The sequence below is a fragment of the Thermoactinomyces sp. CICC 10522 genome, from assembly GCF_016055075.1.
GTDB lineage: Bacteria > Bacillota > Bacilli > Thermoactinomycetales > Thermoactinomycetaceae > Thermoactinomyces_A > Thermoactinomyces_A daqus.
In genome coordinates this window covers 1-15,684 of record NZ_JAECVY010000028.1, presented here as the reverse complement: position 1 = coordinate 15,684, position 15,684 = coordinate 1, and the positions used below count along the sequence as shown (strand labels likewise).

Genomic DNA, 15,684 nt, shown 5'->3' with positions numbered 1-15,684 from the left:
GGAGCTTATGGAGGCTCTTCAGAGTCTGAGTGACAAAACGCCGGGATGGGTCAATTTTAAACCGGCTGAAGTGGGTTAATTTAATTCCGGCGTTGACAGGTGATTTAGCTACTATTCCTTTTGTTATTGCCTTTGTCGTTGGTGCAGCAAGAGGAAACATTGTACACTCTTTGATCGTCGGAACGGTTATGATAGCGCTTTCTCTTTACATGGCAACAGATATTGCACCAGTATTTACAGAAATGGCGAAGGTAGCCAAAATTAATTTGCCTGAAGGATCAGCGATGGTATCAAGTATTGACCAAGGTGGTAACTTAATCAATTGGATTATCTGGAAAATTTTTTCTGTATTCAAATGAACCTGGTATGGTGTCAATGGGGAAAGGTTTAGTTATTTTTATGGGTTGCTAGGTATAGTCAAGTTTTCCTGACACCTTTGCTTATGAGACATCAGTCTGATTCTCATTAGTATATTGGGGGCATTTGTTATGAAATCATTGGTAAAAACGGAATTTGGCTTTGGGCATTTTGTAGTTCAAGATAAATCTGAACCATCGCCTGGAAAAGATCAAATCAAAATTGAAGTAAAATATGCAGGTATTTGTGGTTCGGATATTCATGCGTATGAAGGTCATTACAAGGTAGGTGTCCCTGTAACATTAGGCCACGAGTTTTCTGGTGTCGTAGCAGAGGTTGGCGAAGGTGTAACTGATTTTAAAGTGGGTGACCGTGTAACTTCCGAAACAACTTTTTATATTTGTGGGAATTGTCGATATTGTAAGTCCAAAGACTACAACCTTTGTAGTCTTCGTAGAGGGTTAGGTACACACCAAGATGGAGCTTTTGCGAAATATTTAATTGCCCGTAAAGAAAGTGTTCATCACCTTCCGGCAAATGTAGATTTTCGATCAGCGGCTTTGACGGAACCATTAGCATGTACACACCATGCGATAGATAAGACCGAAATAAATGAAGGTGATATTGTCGTAGTCATTGGCCCAGGACCTATAGGGCTACTAGCTGCCCAAGTTGCTAAAGCACGTGGTGGTAAAGTAATTATTACCGGACTTACAAATGATAAAGTTCGTTTAGATAAAGCAAGAGAACTGGGAATTGATTATGTTATGAATACACAAGAAGATATAAAAGATCTTATTAATAAATTAACCGATGGTTACGGTTGTAATGTAGTAATAGAATGTTCTGGTGCAGTTCCAGCTGCTAAACAAGGGCTTGATCTATTGCAAAAACAAGGACAGTATGTGCAGGTTGGACTTTTCACCCAACCCGATATTCAATTTGATCTTGAAAAAATCATTCAAAAAGAAATCCGAGTTGTGGGAAGCAGAAGTCAAAAACCTGCTGACTGGGAACCATCTCTTGCTTTAATGAACGAGGGGAAAGTAAATGCGAAAGCACTAGTAACACATGAATTTAATATTACTCAATGGGACGAAGCCTATCATGCAATTAAAAGTGGTGAAGCGATTAAAGTATTGTTGACACCAGTAGAGGACTAAAAACAGATTTAATCAGTAAAGCAGGTGTGAACCAATTTGGTGCAAGTGGTGCAGTAGTGATTTTTAATAGTCAAGTATCAAATGCTTACTGAAAATCGTTGATAAAAAAGGATAGGTGCTGATAGTGAGGGCATTAAAGTTATATGGAAAGCAAGATCTGCGTTTTGATAATAATGTACCCATGCCAGTCATTGAAAACGCTGACGACGTGATTATTAAAGTAAAGTCTGTAGGGATTTGCGGTTCGGATATATCAAGATATAAAAAACTTGGACCTTATGTAACGGGCATGACATTTGGTCATGAATTCGCTGGAGAAGTAACAGAAGTGGGTTCAGATGTAAAAAGAATTAAAGTTGGAGATCGAGTTGCTGGTTGTCCTACCTTTGTATGTGGAGAATGCGAAGGCTGCCGCAGAGGAGAACCTGCTCAATGCGAAAAGCTTCATGTAATAGGAGCTTATCGTCCCGGTGCTTATGCCGAATATACAAAATTGCCTGAAAGTCATATTATACCACTACCAGACAATGTAGAGTATGATACTGCTGCATTAGTAGAACCATCTGCTGTAGTAGCTCATGGATTCTATCATGCTAGCATTCAACCAGGAGTAGAAGTAGCCATTATGGGTGTTGGAAGTATTGGATTGTTAGCTGTACAATGGGCTAAAATTTTTGGGGCAAAAAAAGTCTATGCCATTGATATTGACAATAAGAAACTACAAATCGCTAAAGAACTTGGTGCAGATGTAATGATCAATTCATTAGAAAAACCAGCATATGAACAAATTATGGACTATACTAATGGTCGTGGTGTTGATTTAGCTGTTGAATCAGCAGGCTCTCCCATTACTTCGGCACAGGTATTTGCATTGCCTCGAAAAGGGGGAGAAGTTGTATTCATGGGGATTCCATATGCGAATATTCATATTGAACGATTCTTTTTTGAAAAAATTGTTCGAAATGAATTAAAAGTCTATGGATCATGGAATGCCATTTCAGCTCCTTTCCCTGGTAAAGAGTGGGCATCAACCGTACGTTATATGAGTACAGGACAAATCAAAGTTACTAATATGATCTCTCATCGTTTATCTTTACGAGAAGGACCGGAAGTATTCCGAAAAATAATCAATCGAGAAATAGATTCGGTGAAAATTATTTTCCATCCAGAAGAAAAATGAGAAACAAGTCAATTAAATAACGAAACAGTAGCAGACGAAAAATAAATTAAATATTTTTATAAAATTGAATATTTAATCAGGGGGGTAATCCTGGAAAGGAAACAGACATGACCGTAATTTAGAAAAAATCTAACTAGAGGTAAATGAAGTGAGCAAACTAATGAACTACTGCCAGTTTGAACATACTTGAGCCATCTATGAAATTATGGCCTCGATAATCAATTGGAGCAGCTTCTGTCTGTATACGCGGCAAAAAAGAAAACAAAAATCAAATTCAAAAAGTGTTTGTGGAAGAATAGATGTGTACATCGAAGAAAGTATCCGCAAGGATTTGATATGGATACTTGTTTTGATGATGCAATAGAGTCTAAGGTAAGTAAAATAAATCCCTTGACCTTCAATGGTTTGGAGTCAATGAAGAGGATTAATTTTAATGGTAGGGACTTCGTGCGATTGAAGTCCCTACTCTCATATTTGTAAAGGAGGCAGAGGTTAGTTATATGGATCATTTGGGAAAAGGAGAATGCGAGCCCCTTTTCCCTGTTTCCAACTTTGAACTACAATGGGTATTATCTTACGAGGAGCGGTTACTTTTCCACGTTTGAGTCAAGCGCTGGCTGAAGCGGGCCAATAGCGGTGAGGGCAAACGACAAGCTGCGGTCGCCGGTCGGGATGTTTATTTGATCACAACTGGAATGGTAAAGCCGCCGGAAAGGTACGGTTAAAAGAAAGATGAGAAGCGCTCATCAGGTTTTTACCGGAAAGTATCTTTGGCAATTTCATGAAATCCCGAGCGACAGATACTTAATGTCCAAGTATTCTTCAATTCCGTATTTACTGCCTTCCCGTCCGATCCCGGAAGCCTTGATTCCTCCAAACGGGGCTTGCGCGGTTGACGGCAGGCCGTCGTTGGCTCCGAGAATCCCGTATTCGAGTTGTTCCGCAAGCCGTATCACCCGGCCGATATCCCTGGTGAAGTAGTAGGCCGCCAAGCCATATGGCGTGTTGTTGGCAGCCCGAATGACCTCCTCTTCGGTGTCAAAAGGAAGAACGGCGGCAACAGGGCCAAATGTTTCTTCCTGCGTGATGACCATAGAGTGGTTAACATCGGTAAGCACGGTGGGTTCAAAGAAATAACCGCGGTCTCCGTGGCGACTGCCACCGGTGACGAGCTTTGCTCCCTTGGATATGGCGTCACGTACATGGTGTTCCACTTTTTCCACCGCAGCCGGCTCGATGAGCGGACCGACAAGGACTCCTTCGTCTAATCCATTCCCCACTTGCATGCTCGACAAGCGTGCAGCCAACTTTTTGGTAAAGGCTTCCAAAATCGAGCGGTGGACGTAGAAGCGGTTGGCGGAGACGCATGTTTCGCCCATACCGCGCATTTTGCAAATCGCTGCGTTGTCGACGGCGGCGTCCAAATCGGCATCTTCAAAGACGATAAACGGGGCATGTCCCCCGAGTTCAAGCGAGATCCTCTTCACGGTATCGGCGGCTTGACGCATCAGGATCTTGCCGACCTCTGTAGATCCCGTAAAGGAAACCTTGCGGACGCGGGAGTCATCCATAATAACTTTGGCGAGCGACGGCGCGTCTGTTCCTGCCACCACCGACAAAACGCCCTTTGGAAGTCCGGCATCTTCGAACACACGGGCGATTTCAAGAGCCGATAAAGGTGTGAGTTCCGATGGCTTGACAACCATTGTACAACCGGCAGCCAGTGCCGGGCCCAACTTGCGGGTGATCATGGCGGCTGGAAAGTTCCAAGGAGTGATGGCCGCTGTGACGCCCACCGGTCGTTTAAGAACAATAATCCGCTTGTGGCGCGAACTAGAGGGAATGGTGTCGCCATAGATCCGTTTCCCCTCTTCCGCAAACCATTCTAGAAAAGAAACTGCATAGGCAATTTCTCCACGTGCCTCAGAGAGTGGTTTGCCTTCTTCCATCGTCATGATACGGGCCAGGGATTCGGCGCGCTGACGCATGAGTGTTGCTGCTTTTTGCAAGATATGTGCGCGCTCCGAGGCCAGAGTGTCGGCCCATTCTGGCTGAACTGCAACAGCTGCCTCAATCGCAGTCTGCATGTCTGCGGGAGAGGCGTTTGGAACCGTGGCAATCACTTCTTCGGTTGCCGGATTAATGATGTCAAACGTTTCACCTGAGTGTCCATCCGTCCAATTTCCGCCGATAAAAAGAGAGTATCGACCCAATTCTGCCATTTACAGTCTCTCCTTCAACTTTGCATACTCACATCGTGACAACAAGCCGTGAAACTTCACCGCGATCCAGGCGGTCAAATCCTTCATTGATGTCCTCAAGACGTAAGCGGTCAGTCAGCAACCGGTTGACCGGCAAGCGCCCTTGCTTGTACAGCTCGATAAAACGAGGAATGTCACGTGCTGGAATGCAGCTCCCAATGTAAGATCCCTTAATGGTTCGTTCTTCAGCGGCGAGCAGGACTTGCGAGAAAGAGAGCTGGTGTTTCGGATGGGGGAGTCCCGCTGTGACGGTTGTACCACCGCGGCGTGTGATGGCGAATGCAGTCTGCATAGCGGGAACTGCACCGGCGGTTTCAAATGCGAATTCCACACCGCCATCGGTTGCCGCGCGAATTTGTTGCGTCACTTCCGGATCGCGTGCGTCAAATGCTGCGGTGGCCCCCAGTTCAAGTGCAGTCTTGAGCTTTGCGGGATTTATATCCACAGCTATAATGCTCCTTGCTCCGGCTGCACGGGCACCCAGTATAGCGCAAAGTCCGACTCCGCCCAAGCCGACAACAGCCACACTGCTTCCCACTGGGACGCGGGCGGAATTCACCACAGCTCCGACTCCGGTCATAACAGCACACCCGAAGAGTGCGACTTCATCAAACGGTATTTCCGGATCGACCTTAATCAAGGAGTTCCTTGATACGACCGCATACTCCGCAAACCCCGATATGCCCAGATGGTGATGAATGTCCTTCCCGTCTTTGTGCAACCTTCTCTCCCCGGACAGGAGAGTTCCCACGCTGTTGGCGTTGGCGCCCGGTTCACATAGTCCCGGCCGCCCTTCTTGGCAGGGCAGGCAGTGTCCGCAACTGGGCACATAAGCGCAGACAACATGATCGCCAGGCTGGAGATCGGTTACACCAGGACCGACTTCAACGACTTCACCTGCCGCCTCGTGACCAAGAACCATCGGGGTTGGACGGGGCCGGTTGCCGTTAATGACAGACAGGTCCGAGTGGCACAAACCAGCGGCGCGTATGCGAATAAGCACTTCGCCCATTTGGGGCGGGTCAAGGTCAAGAGTTTCTATGCGAAGTGGCTGGCTGTCTTTGTAAGGAGCTGGCAGGTTCATCTCATACAGAACGGCGGCGCGTATTTTCATCTGACAATTCCTCCTTATACGAAAACATAGTGTTGAGAGTCTTGGATCTTATTCGTAATATCCTTCCGTGGACTTCCGGAACGACTTGAATTGTTCTGAATCATGACCAAACCAAATTTCCGACTGGGTTTCTTGAGCAATGCGGCGGATGCGTTCCACCGTTTTTACATATCCGAGTGAATCGTAGATAATCCCCGGTGGTTTGACCGGAGGTCCGAAGTTTTCGGAGCAGTAAATCGCGTCGGAAGCCAGGATAATATTGCCCTTTTCCGGGAGTTGCACGTGCAGACCGAGCATCCCCCATGCGTGTCCGCTGCCAAAGTTGAGGATTCGTATTCCTTCGGCCAACGGGACGTTATCTTCGTCGCGTTTAATGGTGCGCCACTGCAGGTTGTTCTTGATCCAGGCGTCAATGTCGGCCCAAACGTATGCTCCCTCAGAACGGTTGCGAGCGTAAACTTGCAAGGTTCCATTGAATTCGTCTTCATGCACGATCACGGTTGCATTGGTAAACATTTCGAGGCAGCCAGCGTGATCGAGATGGAGATGAGAAGCAATTACGAATTTGATGTCTTCCGGTCGCACTTTTAGCTGTTCCAAGCGATTATGCAGATAACACTCCTCGCTTGCGATCCAGGGAAACATCGATTGGGTGGCTTCTGACCAGCGACCTTGAGGTCCCATGGAATTGGGGTTGCATGAGGTATCAAAAAGGATTTTTCCTTCCGGATGATCAATCAAGACGGAATAAATCGGGAACTCGATCATCTCCGTTGCTGCGTTCGGATTATCAACAGTAGCTGGATTGTGCATAGCGATCATCCAGTTTTTGTCCATCCTCATGCGTCCGTTGTCCAAAACGTACAGTTTCGGGCGTGCTTTTACGATGTTTGCGATGCTCATCTCCCCCTTTATCGAATTTCGCTTATAATTCAAGCAAAAATCATGCCAACATAAAAACACGCAGTATATGCCGACAAAATCGTATAAACCGGATATGATAGGTGAATTTTTTCACCGATTATAGATTGATTTTTTTGACTATTTACGATTATCGTTGCTATAATAAAATGGTGACAAAATTCACCGGTCGATGATGAATTTCACCACTGAAGAACCGATTTTATTTTCGCGTGGGGTGGGTATCTTGCCAAAAGCAGAATGCTTTGACCCGGAACAGTTGGAAAAAATCGCAGAAATTATCGAGTGGATTCCGGATGGCGTATATGTTACCGATGGTTCCGGAGTTACACTCCTTGTGAATTCTGCATATGAGAAGCTGGCGGGGGCTCGGCGGGAAGAACTTATTGGCCGACACATGACTGATTTGATTAAAAAAGGCTACATCAATAATTCGGTAACGCTTCTTGTGATCGAACATAAGCGAGCTATGTCGCTGATGCAAAACTTGAGGAACGGTAAGGAAGTAATTATTACCGGGAATCCTGTGTTCGCTGAATCTGGAGAAATCCAGCTGGTTGTCACGAGCGTTCGTGATATTACGCGTTTGAATCGGATCACGGAAGAATTGGAGAAAGTGGTCGGACTTTCCGAACTGAACCGACATCAGTATCACCTGACGATGGATGGAGACAACACTTTTGTTTCTGAAAGCAAATGTATGAAAGAGATTGTCGGAAAAGTGAAGCAGGTGGCTCCGTATCCAACGAACGTACTGTTGCTTGGCCCATCCGGCGTTGGCAAAGAAGTGGTCGCAAATCTCATACACCATTTGAGTGATCGCAGGAATAAACCGTTTATCAAAGTGAATTGTGCTGCGATTCCGGAGACGCTGCTGGAGTCGGAACTGTTTGGATATGAACCCGGGGCTTTTACAGGAGCCCGTAAGGGAGGGAAAAAGGGATTATTTGAGTTGGCGGATGGCGGAACGATCTTACTTGATGAAATTGGCGAAATGCCGCTTGCTTTGCAGACGAAACTGTTGCGGGTGCTGCAAGATCCCCAGGTTTATCGGATCGGTGGCGTCCAAGCCCGACCTGTGAACGTCCGTGTTATTTCCGCAACGAACCAGGATCTGCGCAGTCTGGTGAAAGAGGGGCGCTTTCGTCAGGATTTATTTTACCGTCTGCAGGTTGTGGAGATTAGTATCCCGCCTTTGTCGGAGCGGCCTGAAGATGTGCCTGCTCTTATTGATTATTACTTTATGAGTTACTCAAGAAAATACCGCGTTCAAAAACGTCTGAGTCGCGATGCCAAGGAGCAGTTGTGCCGCTATCATTGGCCAGGAAATGTTAGAGAAATTAAAAATCTGATGGAGAATCTGATTGTCTCAGTCCCGTCCCTTGTAATCGAGCTTCACCATCTTCCTGCTCATATTCAAAATACACAGCTGGCCAATAATCCGCTCACCTTAAAGGAGAGAGTAGAAAGATATGAACAACAGTTGGTGTTAGCGACGATTCAGTCGCAACCGTCCCTTCGGCAAGCCGCGAAAGTTCTTGGGATTGATCATTCAACATTGATCAAAAAACTGCAAAGATGGAACCGAAGCGGTGCGATCTAAAATATATATTTGATAAAGCGGAGGGCTGCAATGCACGGAATGGAATGGGTTAAAAACGTAAATGGAGATGCTAGGGCAGCTTATGCGTTAACATTGATGGAAAAGGTCATGAGTACAATAGAAATTTATGAATGGTATCCTATGGTAAGAGAAGCAATTAATATGTGCTGGGAATGGGTTGAGGAGAAGAAGCACAGTGGGGATGAACTTTATGAAACAGTAGATAATGAGGATGAAGATGGTTTGATTTATATTGAAGGTTTATCATTTATAGGGGATAATGCATATGGTCCTCAAGCTGAGTATGTTTGGTCTTGTGCAGTGGATGCCGTGCTTTATACCGCCCGACAGGCTTATGAAAGTGAACAGGATTATTACCCGCAACCCGTTGAAATTGTGACTGATGAATACATTGATGAAGAGTTTATGGGAAAAATGAAAAAAATAGAAAGATTTCAAGAGAAATGGGCGGAGCGTTTAAAACAGTATTTGCTCGAAAACTATCCGGCAGGCAGTGAGAAGAAGATAAAGAGAGAAGAAATGATTGATTTGATTTGAATTTTCTTATACTTCCCATTCGGTGATTTAATCTAAGCTATTGACACCACGCCTTATTACAAAGCGAAAAGGTGGTTGGCTGAACATAGAATGGATAAAACCGAAGGTTGGATTCCGGCATCATTGGTGATCGTGGTGCTGGAATCCAACTTTTTTTGGCTATCCAGTTGTTCGCCAGGGACATCAAGAAGAAACCCCGGCTCACGTCGCGATCGACTTTCAAAATGCATGGATTCAAAAGGAGGGGGTTAAGCCGGAGGAGCTGACCGCTTCCGACTATGTCAAAATCACTGCCGCTAAATCAAGGAAAACAGAACAGCGTTATCCTGCCCTCCGACTGAGTGATTGAAGAGTATAAGATGAATTGTATATCACCTCCATTCCCGACAGCCGATACAATCTCAACAGGCAAATCCGGGTACTAAGTGGGATATGGCTGTGTATACCACTTCATTTGCTTCGTCCAGATCCAAAAGATGAGAGGTGTTTTGACTTCAAAGGTAATCTATTTAAAAAATCTATACAAATCTTGTCGTAACTCCTTTTGGAATTCTACTATAATGGGGCTGTATCAAAAGAAACAAGGGAGGATTGATCGATGTCAAAACGGAAACCGATTATGATGCCGGATTTAGAATGCAAGCCCTTGAAATATACATAATAGTCAAAAATAAAAGGTCGCGTTGATGTGAACAGGAAACCCTATCAGATTCATAAAATGTTCCTCCAGGCAGGAGAACGCAATCTTCGAACAGACCAGCTTGACCCGGAAATGGTTGATGGATGAGGATGAACAAGGCTGCCGGATGTTCTGCCCGGCACTTGTTTGAGAGGGAGTGGAGAAAACATGATTGACTGGACCAATTGGGATATGTGGGCAGCCATCGGACAGTTATTGGGGACGTTGGCGACACTGTTGACTGCGATAATTGCACTGATTCAGGTCAGGGATTCACGGAAACACAATGAAGAAGTACGGCGCCAAGCGGAGAGACAGATCCAGGAAGCGAGGGAAGCGATGAAACCGGAGTTGGAGCTGCATACTGAATTTCAGGGGTTCCAGACGGTCCGTGTTCTGTTGGTTAACAAAAAAACCGTCCCTGTCTACATTGTAGACTTTAGTATGAAAGGCCAGGTTTTTAACAAAGACGGCAACTCCTTTCCAACCGGAATCTTTAAAGAGGAAGTTTCCGTAGAAGTGCCTAAATATATGAACTTCGGGGATGTCTGCATTGCGACGATCCCGATTGAAAAGCTTAAAAATAAGGTTGTGAGGGCCACCCGTCAATACTATTGCACGGAAGGAGTTTTTTATCCTTCATTCAAATTGGCAACAGGGGAAAAGTACACCGGTACCATTTATATTGATTTAAAACCGGACACGGAAAGCGAAGAATGGGCTGTTTATATTCATGATGAAGAAAAACATACAAATGCCAAAGATCAGCTGGCAAAGGGGAGAAGTATACACCGGAAATTCTAGGCCTTGCAGGATTACAAAGCTGGAGTGCCGGAGAATGGAGCGCTATATCCGTTTATATGCCTTGACTTTTTTGAGGGCTGGCTCTCTCGATATAAAAACAATAACGCCGAAACCGCTGTTTTATTGAAACGATTCGGCGTTATTGTTACTACTGACTTATTGGACTGTCACTGTCTCAAAATATGTCCTGTGCACCAAAATGATTAACAGACCAGTTTCCCTGGATTCATTGATGAAGCCGGACTTAAGTGCAAGATCATTCGTACAAATCGTCTATACTAATCCAGGATTTATTCTTAAGATCAAGTACATCATCCATTCCTGAACGGCGAAGGTAAGAGCAAAGAGGAATTTGGTTCCCTTCAGCAGCATTAAAGCATTCTGCAAAGAACCGAAAAATGACATCATGTGCCAATTGATTTAGCTCCATATTTTTCTCTAAATAAGTTTCATCATCTGCATCATTCAGCAACTGTCACAGATCTATTTCAAAGTTCACTCCATCCAACAGATCCAGAAAGAGATCATCATGCATTTCTTCACCTTCGGACATAGCAAGCAGGTTAACCGCAAACAGTCCTTCTCCGCCATGAATTTCAAATAACAAAGTATCAGCAGACGGATCGAATTGATAAGAAAAAACCTTTTTTAGTTCCGAAATAAACTGGTCTTTATATTGATATGCAATTTTTAAAACTTCAGTTCGATCCATGGTCATCGAATACCAAACCTCTAAATTTGTTTTCTCCCGTAATGGATATTGGTTTTAATCAATTGCATTTTGCCATATTAACCTGAGGGTTTGGTACTGTTTAGATTGGCTGGCCGGCAAATTAATGATCGTAGTCCGAGCGTCGGATGATGTTATCATAAATTGTTTGGATCCAATTCATACTTTTTTGATATATTAAAAAGACCAAGGTGCGATACTCTGGTCTTTTTGTAACCCGATGTGTCAGCGATAACCCGGTAAAATCAAGGGGTACAGTGAACGCTGGATCAATAGATACACCTCTGGCAGGAAGCGAGAGGCCCCTTCTGCAACGACCTGCTCCATCCGCAGCATTGAACAGCATTGAACGGTCTTTGCCAAATGGAATCGGATCAGAAACTTTGATGTTCCAAGACTGCTTCCGAATAGAGGGAGCGGTCTTGGCAAAAGGAGTAATTGGTGATGAGTCAAGGGTTACGGAAAAGCAATCCGAAATTCAATTTGGTGGTATTAGCCACCGGAAAAGGGATATCAGACGTTGGCAATTTCATCAACATGATCGCCTATAACCTGTATGCATACGTATTGACAGGCAGCGCATGGGCCATGGGTGGACTTATGGCAGTTCGTCTGTTTGGAGGCTTCTTTTTTGGCTTTTTTTCCGGCATGCTGGCGGATCGAATGAACCGGAAAACGATCATGATCTTCGCGGATGTGATCCGGGGAGCGGCTCTGGTTCTGCTGGTTCTGGCCCCGGCTTATTGGAAGGTTCCGCTTTTGGCGGTGACGTCTTTTGTACTGGGAGCGTTCGGGCAGGTGTTTAACGTGGCTCTGCAATCCAGCATTCCGGCCATTGTGGGGAAAGATTGGGTTGTAAAGGCTAATGCACTGATCAATTCGCTCCAATCAGCAGGGATGGTAACAGGCACACTTACGGCCGGGCTTGCTCTCGGTTTCCTCGGATACAACACCCTGTTCTTGATCGATGCAGGAACGTTTTTTCTCTCAGCCTTTATTTTGTACATACTCCCGATTCAAACAAGGGAAATAGCCATAGAGGAAAGTGGGGCAAAACCCATCCGCTTCCTGGAGGAAATCAATTTTTTGCGCCAATACCTTAAGATGTTTCCTGTTTTGCTGGTCCTGATGATAATCCGATTCATCGACACGTTCGGGTCTGCCTCGCACAACGTTGGAATGCCCGTTTTTTCGGCGCAATTGCGTCCCGATGCCCCTTCTTTTTATGCGGGGATCATCTGGGCCGCTTGGGCAGTGGGGAATTTAGCAGGCGCACGTGGTGCGGTCAAATGGTTCCGGATGGATCATGCGCGCTTCAGCGAAATTGCCTTTGGTGTATCCACCTTCTTCATGTCCGCCTTTTTCATCTTGCTTTTTGCAGGAGTGCATTGGTCTTTTATCGTTATTTGCGGTTTTTTTGCCGGGGTTTCCGACGGTGTGTCGGCAATCTGCTTCAATTCGCGGTTGCAGAATGAACCGGACCATATCCGGGGGCGTATATTTGGCGTGGCTTCATCTTTTCATACCGTTGGTTTCGGGATCGGGATGCTGGTTTGCTCGCCATTGCTTGATGTGTTTTCCCCGTTTGGCGTCGCAGCAATCATGCACGGTGTTCCACTCGTGATCTGCACATGGTTCGTTATCCGTCAATGGAAAAGGCCTCTTCAGGATCCGGCTGGCAAAAAAACGGTCGGCTTATGAATATGTCTTAAGATTATTGTAAATGGGCACTAAGCGGTGGCGGAAGAGAAGAAACGGGATACGTGTAACCGCGTTTTGCACATTGTTTTGTTCAATCCAAACGCTTTGGGAACATCAACGGAATCCACGCTATACAGTTGCACCGTCGTGGCTGTATGCCGGGCCTGAGCAGGGCGGGTATCAGATGATGAATATGAGTGTTTTGAAGAAGCGCTCGATCTCATTGGAAATGAAGAACTTGGGGAAGAAACCATCAGAAATCTGTATTTGGTATCTTGAAGATAGTACAGAAGAACATGAAGTTATGTGGAGACTGTTACACTTTCTGGAGCATGTCGACCCAGTTAATCAAATTTTGGTGAAAAGTATAGAGAAAATGGTTCCTAAATCTAAAGAATGGGTCATGATTTTTATTCGACGAATTCTCAATACCCCTGTTGCCCGAATGAACTTTAAACGAAACTACGAGCGTGCAGACAGAAAAACAAAAGTGATCATCCGGTTATTGTTGCAAGAAATAGGCGAGTCTAATTCAAAGTTTAAAGGGAACATTGATTTTATATTAAGCTAATTGGTCTCCGTTTGCTTGAATAATGCGGCGAACAATTCCCCGATTTTTTCGGAGCGGATCACCAATAGGACAGCGTTTATCAGTCAAACAGTTATCGCTAATGTATGCAAGAATATAGCAAGCTAAATGAGCATGAATGGACAAGGAGGATCAAATGAAAATTGCTGCGCTTTATGATATTCACGGTAACTTTCCGGCGCTGAAAGCAGTCCTTGATGAACTTGAAACGATACAGCCAGATTTGATCGTGATTGGGGGCGACATCGTTTCGGGACCGATGCCTGATCAAACTCTGGATTGTCTGCTGAATTTAAGCAAAAGAATAAATGTTGAATTTATTAAAGGGAATGGAGATAGAGAAGTTGTCGAAGCATCAAAGGGACTCGAGTTGTCCCATTTATCAGAACAGGGTCGTAAAACCCAACAGTGGGTTGCTGGTGAATTAACTGAGAAACATCTTGAATTTCTTTCGGGTTTGCAAAACACGATGGAGATTCATGTGGAAGACGTTGGTGATGTCTTATTCTGTCATGCAACACCGGAAAGTGATGCAGATATTTTTACTCCCCTGTCTTCAAAAGAACGGCTTGAAACACTCTTTGCTCATGTTAAGCACCCGATTGTTGTTTGTGGACATACTCATATGCAATTCAGGATAGAACTTGGGAAAACGAGTATCATTAACTCGGGAAGTGTTGGGATGCCCTTTGCGAAGCGACCAGGTGCGTATTGGTTACTTATTGATTCAAATGGAATTAAATTTAAGCATACACAATTTGATCTGGAAAGAGCAGCAGAAGATATAAGAAAAAGCAACTTCCCGACTGCTGAACATTTTATTAAACACAACTTGCTCCAAATCCCAAATGAGAAAGAAGCAATGATATTGTTGGAAAAAACCAAACCATAAAAAGTACTCATAATAAGTACTATGGTTTATCTTAAGCGTGGTTCCAAAAAGCCAGATCGTCTTCTTATCTGGGCCGGTTCCGATGGAAAGGAAAAAAGTCTTGCAGTCCCGCATGGATTCAAATCGAGAAGATCAAAACACACATGTATCATGCAAATACTGCTTCTTTTGTGAAGCAGACTAGTTTTGCCGTGTATATGGGTTCATTTGTTTTCTTATCGATGAATGTCTTGGTATAGATAAAGTGGTAGCCGACTAATCGGTCAGGCAAGACATAATCTTTTACGTCAAAAGAAATCAGCGTACCCACGACATAGGCATGCACATTACGCCGTCCGTTTTGGATGGCTTTTCGTTTTCCGGATTCGCTTATTTTGAATTCGGTGTTTTCCAGAACCAGCTGATCCGCGTGACCTAAAATAAGGCCTGTCGAGTGATCGCGGATTGACCACAAACCGTTACGCAAATTCTTGTAGACGTCCACTTTCTGACCGATCTCAACCTTCCGGTCATTATAAGGTTTAAACATCAGCTTTCACCTGATCATTTTCCTGTCACTGAAGTTTTCTTCCTGGCAGCCGGCTTTTTTTCTGTTCTCATCGATCTTGTTTAGTATATCCATGTATACTCATTGCAATAAGCATAGGAACATCATGTGTAAATTCGCCGGCCAGAAAAAGGCGGTGTTCAAGTGTGTGTTTTTCATTGATTTTCGTCAGGAAGTCATATTTATATTTTTTTGAAATATTCGGTGAAAAATATTCAAATCTGCGTTAATCTGATATTGATCCATTGTGAAAACTTATTGATTGGAAATAGTTGCCGGTCATTATGCTAACCAAGGAACTTTACCCGATGGCTCAATGATTTTTGCTTCCGTTTTTACACACTTTACCGTTGTCCGGACCGGGCGATATTTTTATTCGGAGTATGCAAAAGAGTTAGAAGGGAGAGAAAGAAATTGTGGAGCAAACGCCTTTTTACACTGCTGCTATTTGTGTTTGCCGTTCTGTTTATTGCCGCATTGCCCCAACTTATTGACATGTTAATATTTGGCTCCAGCCACGATGCCATACTGGGCCAATCAACAGGTAAAATTTCTCCGTCCCAAGCCTTCGCCTCGATGTTTAGC

At 44.6% G+C, this 15,684-nt stretch carries 13 protein-coding genes and 1 pseudogene; 9 read left to right on the top strand and 5 right to left on the bottom strand.

Going from position 1 to position 15,684, the window contains the following annotated elements; genetic code table 11:
• Window positions 1-98: 98 nt before the first annotated feature.
• From I8U18_RS16825 to I8U18_RS16815, 3 genes and pseudogenes are all read left to right on the top strand, one after another.
• Window positions 99-359: pseudogene (locus I8U18_RS16825) on the top strand (PTS transporter subunit IIC); the annotation flags it as partial.
• 129 nt (window positions 360-488) lie between these two features.
• A complete protein-coding gene (locus I8U18_RS16820; RefSeq protein WP_198065106.1) occupies window positions 489-1,520 on the top strand; it encodes a zinc-binding dehydrogenase in 1,032 nt (343 codons plus the stop codon).
• Window positions 1,521-1,644: 124 nt separating this feature from the next.
• Entirely contained in the window at window positions 1,645-2,700 is a 1,056-nt protein-coding gene (locus tag I8U18_RS16815; protein WP_198065105.1) for a galactitol-1-phosphate 5-dehydrogenase, read from the top strand.
• Between the two features lie 779 nt (window positions 2,701-3,479).
• Here the strand turns inward: I8U18_RS16815 and I8U18_RS16810 are convergent.
• From I8U18_RS16810 to ahlS, 3 genes are read right to left on the bottom strand one after another with little or no spacing between them, the layout of a single operon-like run.
• Window positions 3,480-4,913, bottom strand: a complete 1,434-nt coding sequence (locus I8U18_RS16810) for an NAD-dependent succinate-semialdehyde dehydrogenase (protein ID WP_198065107.1) — start codon at window positions 4,911-4,913, stop codon at window positions 3,480-3,482.
• A gap of 37 nt (window positions 4,914-4,950) precedes the next feature.
• Entirely contained in the window at window positions 4,951-6,075 is a 1,125-nt protein-coding gene (locus tag I8U18_RS16805) for a zinc-dependent alcohol dehydrogenase family protein (RefSeq protein WP_198056285.1), read from the bottom strand.
• A 48-nt stretch (window positions 6,076-6,123) separates the two neighbouring features.
• Window positions 6,124-6,972 (bottom strand): AhlS family quorum-quenching N-acyl homoserine lactonase, encoded by an 849-nt coding sequence (gene ahlS, locus I8U18_RS16800; protein ID WP_198056353.1) that lies wholly within the window; start codon window positions 6,970-6,972, stop codon window positions 6,124-6,126.
• Window positions 6,973-7,222: 250 nt separating this feature from the next.
• On the opposite strand from ahlS, the gene I8U18_RS16795 reads away from it, so the two are divergent.
• From I8U18_RS16795 to I8U18_RS16785, 3 genes are all read left to right on the top strand, one after another.
• Window positions 7,223-8,599 (top strand): sigma-54 interaction domain-containing protein, encoded by a 1,377-nt coding sequence (locus tag I8U18_RS16795; protein ID WP_232336440.1) that lies wholly within the window; start codon window positions 7,223-7,225, stop codon window positions 8,597-8,599.
• 30 nt (window positions 8,600-8,629) lie between these two features.
• Entirely contained in the window at window positions 8,630-9,157 is a 528-nt protein-coding gene (locus tag I8U18_RS16790) for an Imm6 family immunity protein (protein ID WP_198056287.1), read from the top strand.
• Window positions 9,158-10,004: 847 nt separating this feature from the next.
• Window positions 10,005-10,640 (top strand): hypothetical protein, encoded by a 636-nt coding sequence (locus tag I8U18_RS16785; RefSeq protein WP_198065103.1) that lies wholly within the window; start codon window positions 10,005-10,007, stop codon window positions 10,638-10,640.
• A 475-nt stretch (window positions 10,641-11,115) separates the two neighbouring features.
• On the opposite strand, the gene I8U18_RS16780 is transcribed toward I8U18_RS16785, so the two are convergent.
• The gene (locus I8U18_RS16780) at window positions 11,116-11,358 is read right to left on the bottom strand and encodes a hypothetical protein (protein WP_198059664.1); all 243 of its coding nucleotides are present in this window, start codon (window positions 11,356-11,358) and stop codon (window positions 11,116-11,118) included.
• 456 nt (window positions 11,359-11,814) lie between these two features.
• Between I8U18_RS16780 and I8U18_RS16775 the strand changes: the two genes are divergently transcribed.
• The 3 genes from I8U18_RS16775 to I8U18_RS16765 all read left to right on the top strand — a co-directional run bounded on the left by I8U18_RS16775 (window position 11,815) and on the right by I8U18_RS16765 (window position 14,552).
• Window positions 11,815-13,071, top strand: coding sequence for an MFS transporter (locus I8U18_RS16775; RefSeq protein WP_198059663.1), 1,257 nt, complete (start codon window positions 11,815-11,817; stop codon window positions 13,069-13,071).
• Between the two features lie 184 nt (window positions 13,072-13,255).
• Window positions 13,256-13,642 (top strand): Imm30 family immunity protein, encoded by a 387-nt coding sequence (locus tag I8U18_RS16770; protein WP_198065102.1) that lies wholly within the window; start codon window positions 13,256-13,258, stop codon window positions 13,640-13,642.
• 154 nt (window positions 13,643-13,796) lie between these two features.
• Complete coding sequence (locus I8U18_RS16765) at window positions 13,797-14,552, top strand: metallophosphoesterase family protein (RefSeq protein WP_198065101.1); 756 nt, start codon at window positions 13,797-13,799, stop codon at window positions 14,550-14,552.
• Window positions 14,553-14,700: 148 nt separating this feature from the next.
• Here the strand turns inward: I8U18_RS16765 and I8U18_RS16760 are convergent, their stop codons facing one another.
• Window positions 14,701-15,081: a hypothetical protein gene (locus I8U18_RS16760; RefSeq protein WP_198056293.1), complete on the bottom strand. Its 381-nt coding sequence runs from the start codon at window positions 15,079-15,081 to the stop codon at window positions 14,701-14,703.
• Window positions 15,082-15,684 lie beyond the last annotated feature (603 nt).

What these genes read in the sequence shown, in the direction of transcription:
- I8U18_RS16820 (WP_198065106.1), top strand. Translation starts at nt 489, where the DNA reads ATGAAATCATTGGTAAAAACGGAATTTGGCTTTGGGCATTTTGTAGTT.
- I8U18_RS16805 (WP_198056285.1), bottom strand. Translation starts at nt 6,075, where the DNA reads ATGAAAATACGCGCCGCCGTTCTGTATGAGATGAACCTGCCAGCTCCT.
- I8U18_RS16790 (WP_198056287.1), top strand. Translation starts at nt 8,630, where the DNA reads ATGCACGGAATGGAATGGGTTAAAAACGTAAATGGAGATGCTAGGGCA.
- I8U18_RS16785 (WP_198065103.1), top strand. Translation starts at nt 10,005, where the DNA reads ATGATTGACTGGACCAATTGGGATATGTGGGCAGCCATCGGACAGTTA.
- I8U18_RS16780 (WP_198059664.1), bottom strand. Translation starts at nt 11,358, where the DNA reads ATGACCATGGATCGAACTGAAGTTTTAAAAATTGCATATCAATATAAA.
- I8U18_RS16775 (WP_198059663.1), top strand. Translation starts at nt 11,815, where the DNA reads ATGAGTCAAGGGTTACGGAAAAGCAATCCGAAATTCAATTTGGTGGTA.
- I8U18_RS16770 (WP_198065102.1), top strand. Translation starts at nt 13,256, where the DNA reads ATGATGAATATGAGTGTTTTGAAGAAGCGCTCGATCTCATTGGAAATG.
- I8U18_RS16765 (WP_198065101.1), top strand. Translation starts at nt 13,797, where the DNA reads ATGAAAATTGCTGCGCTTTATGATATTCACGGTAACTTTCCGGCGCTG.
- I8U18_RS16760 (WP_198056293.1), bottom strand. Translation starts at nt 15,081, where the DNA reads ATGTTTAAACCTTATAATGACCGGAAGGTTGAGATCGGTCAGAAAGTG.